At 70.8% G+C, this 7,549-nt stretch carries 7 protein-coding genes; 5 read left to right on the forward strand and 2 right to left on the reverse strand.

Annotated elements, in window-relative coordinates:
• Positions 1-82: 82 nt before the first annotated feature.
• Entirely contained in the window at positions 83-694 is a 612-nt protein-coding gene (locus CCN72_RS26095; protein ID WP_086810111.1) for an NADH-quinone oxidoreductase subunit B, read from the reverse strand.
• Positions 685-1,155, reverse strand: coding sequence for an NADH-quinone oxidoreductase subunit A (locus CCN72_RS26100; RefSeq protein ID WP_237552930.1), 471 nt, complete (start codon positions 1,153-1,155; stop codon positions 685-687). The genes CCN72_RS26095 and CCN72_RS26100 overlap by 10 nt, the downstream gene beginning before the upstream one ends.
• Before the next feature lie 160 nt (positions 1,156-1,315).
• On the opposite strand from CCN72_RS26100, the gene CCN72_RS26105 reads away from it, so the two are divergent.
• From CCN72_RS26105 to CCN72_RS26125, 5 genes are all read left to right on the forward strand, one after another.
• Positions 1,316-2,560, forward strand: coding sequence for a sensor histidine kinase (locus CCN72_RS26105; RefSeq protein ID WP_086810113.1), 1,245 nt, complete (start codon positions 1,316-1,318; stop codon positions 2,558-2,560).
• A gap of 157 nt (positions 2,561-2,717) precedes the next feature.
• Positions 2,718-4,091 carry a sensor histidine kinase gene (locus tag CCN72_RS26110; protein ID WP_086810115.1) on the forward strand — a complete coding sequence of 458 codons (1,374 nt, stop codon included), beginning with the start codon at positions 2,718-2,720 and terminating at the stop codon, positions 4,089-4,091.
• Positions 4,092-4,290: 199 nt separating this feature from the next.
• On the forward strand, positions 4,291-4,950 hold the full coding sequence (locus CCN72_RS26115) for a response regulator transcription factor (protein WP_275939554.1): 660 nt from the start codon (positions 4,291-4,293) through the stop codon (positions 4,948-4,950).
• A gap of 273 nt (positions 4,951-5,223) precedes the next feature.
• The gene (locus CCN72_RS26120; RefSeq protein ID WP_086810116.1) at positions 5,224-7,152 is read left to right on the forward strand and encodes a 2-oxoacid:acceptor oxidoreductase subunit alpha; all 1,929 of its coding nucleotides are present in this window, start codon (positions 5,224-5,226) and stop codon (positions 7,150-7,152) included.
• On the forward strand, positions 7,145-7,549 hold a 405-nt coding region (locus tag CCN72_RS26125; RefSeq protein ID WP_244174455.1), incomplete at its 3' end, for a thiamine pyrophosphate-dependent enzyme. The genes CCN72_RS26120 and CCN72_RS26125, both read left to right, overlap by 8 nt.

Raw genomic sequence — 7,549 nt, forward strand, 5'->3', positions numbered from 1 at the left:
GTCAAGATCTCGTACGACTCCTCGGCCACCGCCTCCGCACCGAACAGTTCTTCGACGGGGGCGGGCAGCCAGCCGGCCGTGCTCATCGCGCGCCCTCCTCACCGGACGGAGCGGGCGGGGCGGGCGGCCGTACCAGGCCGCTCTGGAGCGCGGCCGGAGACGGCCGGGCGCCGCCGTGGCCGTAGCGCTCCTCCAGCGACTCGGCGGCGATCTTCTCCTGGAGCTTGAGGATGCCCTGGAGCAGCGCCTCGGGGCGCGGCGGGCAGCCGGGCACGTAGACGTCCACGGGGATGATCTGGTCGACGCCCTTGGTGACGGAGTACGAGTCCCAGTAGGGGCCGCCGCAGTTGGAGCAGGCGCCGAAGGAGATGACGTACTTCGGCTCGGGCATCTGTTCGTACAGTCGCTTGACGGCGGGGGCCATCTTGTCCGTGACCGTGCCCGAGACCACCATCAGGTCGGCCTGGCGGGGGCCCGGCGCGAAGGGGATGACGCCGAGCCGGATGAAGTCGTGCCGGGCCATCGACGCGGCGATGAACTCGATCGCACAGCAGGCGAGGCCGAAGTTGAAGACCCAGAGCGAGTAGCGGCGGCCCCAGTTGAGGACCACCTTCATGGGCTCGGGCGCCAGCCTGGCCAGCGCGCCCAGCCGCTTGGGCTCGGGGAGGAGTACGGGGTCCGGGGTCACGTCCATGCCAGGACGCCCTTCTTGTATGCGTACAGCAGGCCGACGGCGAGGAAGCCGAGGAAGACGAACATCTCCACGAGGGTCGTCGCGCCGAAGCCGGGGGCGGCGAAGACCGTCGCCCAGGGGAACAGGAAGACGGAGTCGACCGCGAAGATCACGTACAGGAAGGCGTAGACGTAGTAGCGGACCTGGGTGTGGGCCCAGCCCTCGCCGACGGGGTCGACGCCGCACTCGTAGGTCAGGAGTTTTTCCGGGGTGGGCACTACGGGGCGCAGCAGCCGTCCGGCGCCGAACGCGACCGCGACGAACAGCACGCCGACGACGGCGAGCAGCCCCACGGCCGAGTAGGACCGGAAATAACCGGCCGCGGTGACGACATGGCCGGCTCCGGTGACGACGTGTGTCGCGGCGATGGTCGAGTCCCCCAGCGTCTCCCGCACCGTCCGTCCCTCACTCCCTGACCTCATGACCTGTACGCACGGGAAGTCTAGGCCCTGATAAAGAAGCGGTAAGCAGGCAGTCACGCCCCGAGACGCCCCGGAAGACCGGGGGTGGGGTTTTCCCCCGTGAGCGGAGGGCGGTGTACCGCATGGCGCGGAAGGTGCCGCATTCGGCAGGCTGTCCGGTATGACCGCTCCCAGCTCCGCCGCAGGCCGGCCCGACGGCCCCGATCGGCACGACGGCTCCGACCGGCCCGGCATATCCGGTCGGCCCGATGGCACCGACGGCACCGACGGCTTCCCGCCTCCGAGGCCGGCCTACGACATCCACACCTGGAAGGAGATCGCGCACCTCCTGCTGAACCTGCCGACCACGGTGTTCGGCTTCGTCTACGCGATCACCGTGCTGTCCGTCGGCGGCGGCCTCGCCGTCACCGTGATCGGCCTGCCGCTGCTGGCGCTGTCCCTGCTGGGCGCCCGGCAGCTGGGGAAGCTGGAGCGGGCGCGGGCCCGGGCGCTGCTGGGGGTCCGGGTGGAGGAGCCGTCGCCGCTGCCGCTCGCCCGCGGCGGGGGCCTGCTCCAGCGGGCGTGGATGGCGCTGAAGGACCCGGTGGGCTGGCGCACTCTGCTGTACGACGTGATCCGGCTGCCCTGGGGCATCCTCACCTTCTGCACGGTGCTGACCTCGCTGTTCGTGCTCTGGCCCGTGCTGCCCTACCTCGCTCGGGGACTGGCGAACGTGGACCGGGCGATGGTGCGCGCCCTGCTCTCCCCCTCCGACGAACTGGAGCGCCGGATAGCGGAGCTGGAGTCGGACCGCGGTGTCGTGGTGGACACGGCCGCCGCCGACCTGCGCCGCATCGAGCGCGATCTGCACGACGGCGCGCAGGCCCGGCTGGTCAATCTGGCCATGGGGCTCGGCCTGGCCAAGGAGAAGCTGCTGGAGGACCCGGACACAGCGGCGGAGATGGTGGCGGAGGCGCACGGCGAGGTGAAGCTGGCCCTCCAGGAACTGCGCGACCTGGCCCGGGGCATCCATCCGGCGGTGCTCACGGACCGCGGCCTGGACGCCGCCCTGTCCTCGGTCGCCGCCCGCTGCACGGTTCCGGTCAAGGTGACCGTGGACCTCGCGGACCGCCCCGCCGCGGCCATCGAGGGCATCGCCTACTTCACCGTCTCCGAGCTGCTCCAGAACGTCAGCAAGCACAGCGCGGCCCGCTCCGCGTCGGTGGACGTGTGGCGGACCGCGGACCGGCTGCTGATCCAGGTCCACGACGACGGCCGGGGCGGCGCCGTCCTGGACGGCGGCACCGGGATGCGGGGTCTCGCGGACCGGCTGGGCGCGGTGGACGGCCTGTTCGTGGTCGACTCCCCGGTCGGCGGCCCGACGGAGGTCACCGCCGAACTGCCGTGGCGGGACCGGGAGAAGTAGCCGCCCGGGACGGCTCGTGACACCCGCCGGGCCGACGGGGGTGGGGAAAACCCCCGGTTCAGGACGCCGACGGACTCCATGGTCCCGAGGGCCCCGGCACACGATTCTTGAGGTACGGCTGAACCGCCGGCTGGACGAGGAGAACGGGACGACATCGATGGCCACTCAGTACGGACACGGCGGGTACGGCCAAGGCTACGACACCGGCGACGACGAGGGGCGGTACGGATACGGCCCGCGCCCCGGCCGCCGCCCCCGGCTCCCCGCCGCGCTGCGGGCGCCGTTCGAGGGCCGCACCTGGCGGGAGCTGGGGTACGTCCTGCTCAGCCTGCCGATCTCGATCGCGCTGTTCACCTGGACGGTGACGATGGTGTCGCTGGGCGCGGGCCTGCTGGTGACCTTCCTCGGTGTCCCCGTCCTCGCGGCGGCGCTGGCCGGCTCCCGGGGCCTCGGCGCGCTGGAGCGGGTGCGGGCGCGGGCGCTGCTGGGCGTGGACGTGCCAGGCCCGGAGCCGCTGCGGGTGACCAAGCCGGGCGCGCTGGCCTGGATGGGCGCGGTCCTCAAGAGCGGCGCCTCCTGGCGGAGCCTGCTGTACTCCCTGGTCCAGTTCCCCTGGGCGGTCTTCACCTTCACGGTCTCGGTGACCCTGTGGACGCTGAGCCTGACCCTGCTGACCTACCCCCTGTGGTTCTGGGTCTTCCCGGCGTACGCGGGTGCGGGCGGTCTTCAGCTGTACGGCGACGAGCACCACCGCATCTACCTGGACAACCCCTTCGAGATCACCGTGACCGCGCTGGTCGGACTGCTGTTCACACTGGCCACGCCCTGGCTGGTGCGCGCCCTGACGACGGTGGACGGGCTGCTGGTGCGCGGGCTGCTCGGCCCCTCCCTGCTGTCGGAGCGGGTCGTGGAGCTGGAGTCGGACCGGGGCGTCGTGGTGGACACGGCCGCCGCCGACCTGCGCCGCATCGAGCGCGATCTGCACGACGGCGCGCAGGCCCGGCTGGTCGGTCTGGCGATGGACCTGGGGCTGGCGAAGGAGAAGATGCGGGAGGACCCGCAGGCGGCGGCGCGCATGGTGGAGGACGCGCACGGCGAGGTGAAGACGGCGCTCCAGGAGCTGCGCGACCTGGCCCGGGGCATCCACCCGGCGGTGCTGACCGACCGGGGTCTGGACGCGGCCCTGTCCGCGGTGGCGGCCCGGTGCACGGTGCCGGTCCGGGTGGAGGTCGACCTGCCGTCCCGTCCGGCGCCTGCCATCGAGGGCATCGCCTACTTCACGGTCTGCGAGCTGCTCCAGAACGTCGCCAAGCACAGCGGGGCGCGCTCCGCCTCGGTCGATGTGTGGCACTCGGAGGACCGGCTGATGCTCCAGGTGACCGACGACGGGGTGGGCGGCGCGGACGCCTCCGCAGGCTCGGGCCTCGCGGGCCTCAGGGGCCGGCTGGACGCGGTGGACGGCATCCTGCTGGTGGACTCCCCCGCGGGCGGTCCGACCCGGGTGATAGCGGAACTCCCCTGGCGCGGCTGACCGACCGCGGCCGGGTCGGCCGGCCACCAGCAAACTAGCTTCTGACCAGCGGATATACCGGCCCTCGACCCAGTTATCCACAGGCATCAGACGCTGTGTGCCGATTCCTGGAATGCTTGGTCCTCGTACGAAGGCGCGCCTCTCATGGGCGTCGCCATGGGACCGCGCATGACGGGGGCGAAAGATCGTGGAGGACAGGGTGCGGGTGGTGATCGCCGAGGATTCGGTGCTGCTCCGGGAGGGTCTGACCCGGCTGCTGACCGACCGGGGACACGAGGTGGTGGCCGGGGTCGGTGACGCGGAGGCGCTGATGAAGACCATCGCCGATCTGGCCGGCACGGGCGCGCTGCCCGATGTGGTGGTGGCGGACGTGCGGATGCCGCCGACGCACACGGACGAGGGGGTGCGAGCGGCCGTGTCCCTGCGCAAGGCGCATCCCGGGCTCGGGGTGCTGGTGCTGTCGCAGTACGTGGAGGAGCGGTACGCGACCGAGCTGCTGGCCGGTTCCACCCGGGGCGTGGGCTATCTGCTCAAGGACCGGGTGGCGGACGTCCGGGAGTTCGTGGACGCGGTGGTGCGGGTCGCCGAGGGCGGTACGGCGCTGGACCCCGAGGTGGTCACGCAGCTGCTGGGCCGCAGCCGCAAGCAGGATGTGCTGGCCCGGCTCACCCCGCGCGAGCGCGAGGTGCTGGCACTGATGGCGGAGGGGCGGACGAACTCGGCGATCGCCCGGCAACTGGTGGTCAGCGACGGCGCGGTGGAGAAGCACGTCAGCAACATCTTCCTCAAGCTCGGGCTGTCGCCGAGCGACGGGGACCACCGGCGGGTGCTCGCGGTGCTGACCTATCTGAACTCCTGACCGGACGCCTTCGGGAGGCGGTGGGCGGGCCTCCGCGTCAGGGGTGTGTCAGAGGATGCGGCTTCCGTGGGAATGAGGGGTGCCCGGCAGGAGAGCGGAGGGGCCAACCGGGGAAGGAAGCCCTGACATGTCAGCGCTACACGCCGACTCGAAACGTCATCCGAATCTCCGGATGACCACGGGAAGGCGACCCTAACCGACGTAGGGTTGATCCTGGGATGGTCCGTGGGACGACCACGCCCCGGACAGCCGCCTCGAAGGAGGTCCAGTTCAGTGACCAGCCAGGTCAGCAGCCCAACGGAGCAGGCCGACGGATCAGTCGTCGGGGAGCAGCGCAAACCGGGCGGCACGAAGGACGTGCGCCGCCTGGACCGGGTGATCATCCGGTTCGCGGGGGACTCGGGTGACGGCATGCAGCTCACCGGGGACCGGTTCACCTCGGAGACTGCTTCCTTCGGCAACGACCTCTCCACCCTGCCGAACTTCCCCGCCGAGATCCGCGCCCCCGCAGGCACCCTGCCCGGTGTCTCCTCGTTCCAGCTGCACTTCGCCGACCACGACATCCTCACCCCGGGCGACGCGCCGAACGTCCTCGTCGCAATGAACCCGGCGGCCCTGAAGGCCAACATCGGCGATCTGCCGCGCGGCGCCGAGATCATCGTGAACACGGACGAGTTCACCAAGCGGGCCCTTCAGAAGGTGGGCTACGACGCCTCGCCGCTGGACGACGGCTCGCTCGACGCCTACGGCCTCCACCCGGTGCCACTGACCACTCTGACGGTGGAGTCCCTCAAGGAGTTCGACCTCTCCCGCAAGGAGGCCGAGCGCAGCAAGAACATGTTCGCCCTCGGGCTTTTGAGCTGGATGTACCACCGGCCCACGGAGGGCACGGAGAAGTTCCTGAGGTCGAAGTTCGCCAAGAAGCCGGAGATCATGGCGGCGAACGTGGCCGCGTTCCGGGCGGGCTGGAACTTCGGCGAGACCACCGAGGACTTCGCCGTCTCCTACGAGGTCGCCCCCGCGACCCGTGCCTTCCCCACCGGTACCTACCGCAACATCTCCGGCAACCTCGCCCTGGCCTACGGTCTGATCAGCGCCTCCCGGCAGGCGGATCTGCCGCTGTTCCTCGGCTCGTACCCCATCACGCCGGCCTCGGACATCCTGCATGAGCTGAGCAGGCACAAGAACTTCGGGGTGCGGACCTTCCAGGCGGAGGACGAGATCGCGGGCATCGGCGCGGCGCTGGGCGCGGCCTTCGGCGGTTCGCTCGCGGTGACGACCACGTCCGGGCCCGGCGTGGCGCTGAAGTCGGAGACGATCGGTCTGGCGGTCTCGCTGGAGTTGCCGTTGCTGGTGGTGGACATCCAGCGGGGCGGCCCGTCCACCGGTCTGCCGACCAAGACCGAGCAGGCGGATCTGCTTCAGGCGATGTACGGGCGCAACGGCGAGGCGCCGGTGCCGATCGTCGCGCCGAAGACCCCGGCGGACTGCTTCGATGCGGCCCTGGAGGCGGCCCGGATCGCGCTGACGTACCGCACCCCGGTGATGCTGCTGTCGGACGGCTACCTGGCGAACGGGTCGGAGCCCTGGCGGATCCCGGACCTGGAGGAACTGCCGGACCTGCGGGTCCAGTTCGCCTCCGGCCCCAACCACACCCTGGACGACGGCACCGAGGTCTTCTGGCCGTACAAACGTGACCCCCGGACCCTGGCCCGGCCGTGGGCGGTGCCGGGTACGCCTGGTCTGGAGCACCGGATCGGTGGCATCGAGAAGCAGGACGGCACGGGCAACATCTCCTACGACCCGGCCAACCACGACTTCATGGTCCGCACCCGCCAGGCCAAGATCGACGGCATCGAGGTCCCTGACCTGGAGGTCGACGACCCGCACGGCGCCGCCACTCTGGTGCTCGGCTGGGGTTCGACGTACGGCCCGATCACGGCGGCGGTACGGCGGCTGCGCGGGGCCGGCGACGTGATCGCGCAGGCGCATCTGCGCCACCTGAACCCCTTCCCCCGCAATCTCGGCGAGGTCCTCGCGCGGTACGAGAAGGTCGTGGTCCCCGAGATGAACCTCGGCCAGCTGGCCACTTTGATCCGGGCGGAGTACCTGGTCGACGCCCACTCGTACAACCAGGTCAACGGCATGCCGTTCAAGGCGGAGCAGCTCGCCACCGTGCTGAAGGAGGCCATCGATGACTGACACCGGCAACGGACTGCTCCAGCTGGTGCCCAAAGCCGAGGCCAGGCAGTCGATGAAGGACTTCAAGTCGGACCAGGAAGTGCGCTGGTGCCCGGGCTGCGGCGACTACGCGATCCTCGCCGCCGTCCAGGGCTTCATGCCGGAACTGGGGCTGGCCAGGGAGAACATCGTCTTCGTCTCCGGCATCGGCTGCTCCTCCCGCTTCCCGTACTACATGAACACCTACGGGATGCACTCCATCCACGGCCGCGCCCCGGCCATCGCCACCGGCCTCGCCACCAGCAGACGCGACCTCAGCGTGTGGGTCGTCACCGGCGACGGCGACGCGCTGTCCATCGGCGGCAACCACCTCATCCACGCCCTGCGGCGCAATGTGAACCTGAAGATCCTGCTGTTC

It is taken from the genome of Streptomyces murinus (assembly GCF_002154555.1).
Lineage (GTDB): Bacteria > Actinomycetota > Actinomycetes > Streptomycetales > Streptomycetaceae > Streptomyces > Streptomyces murinus.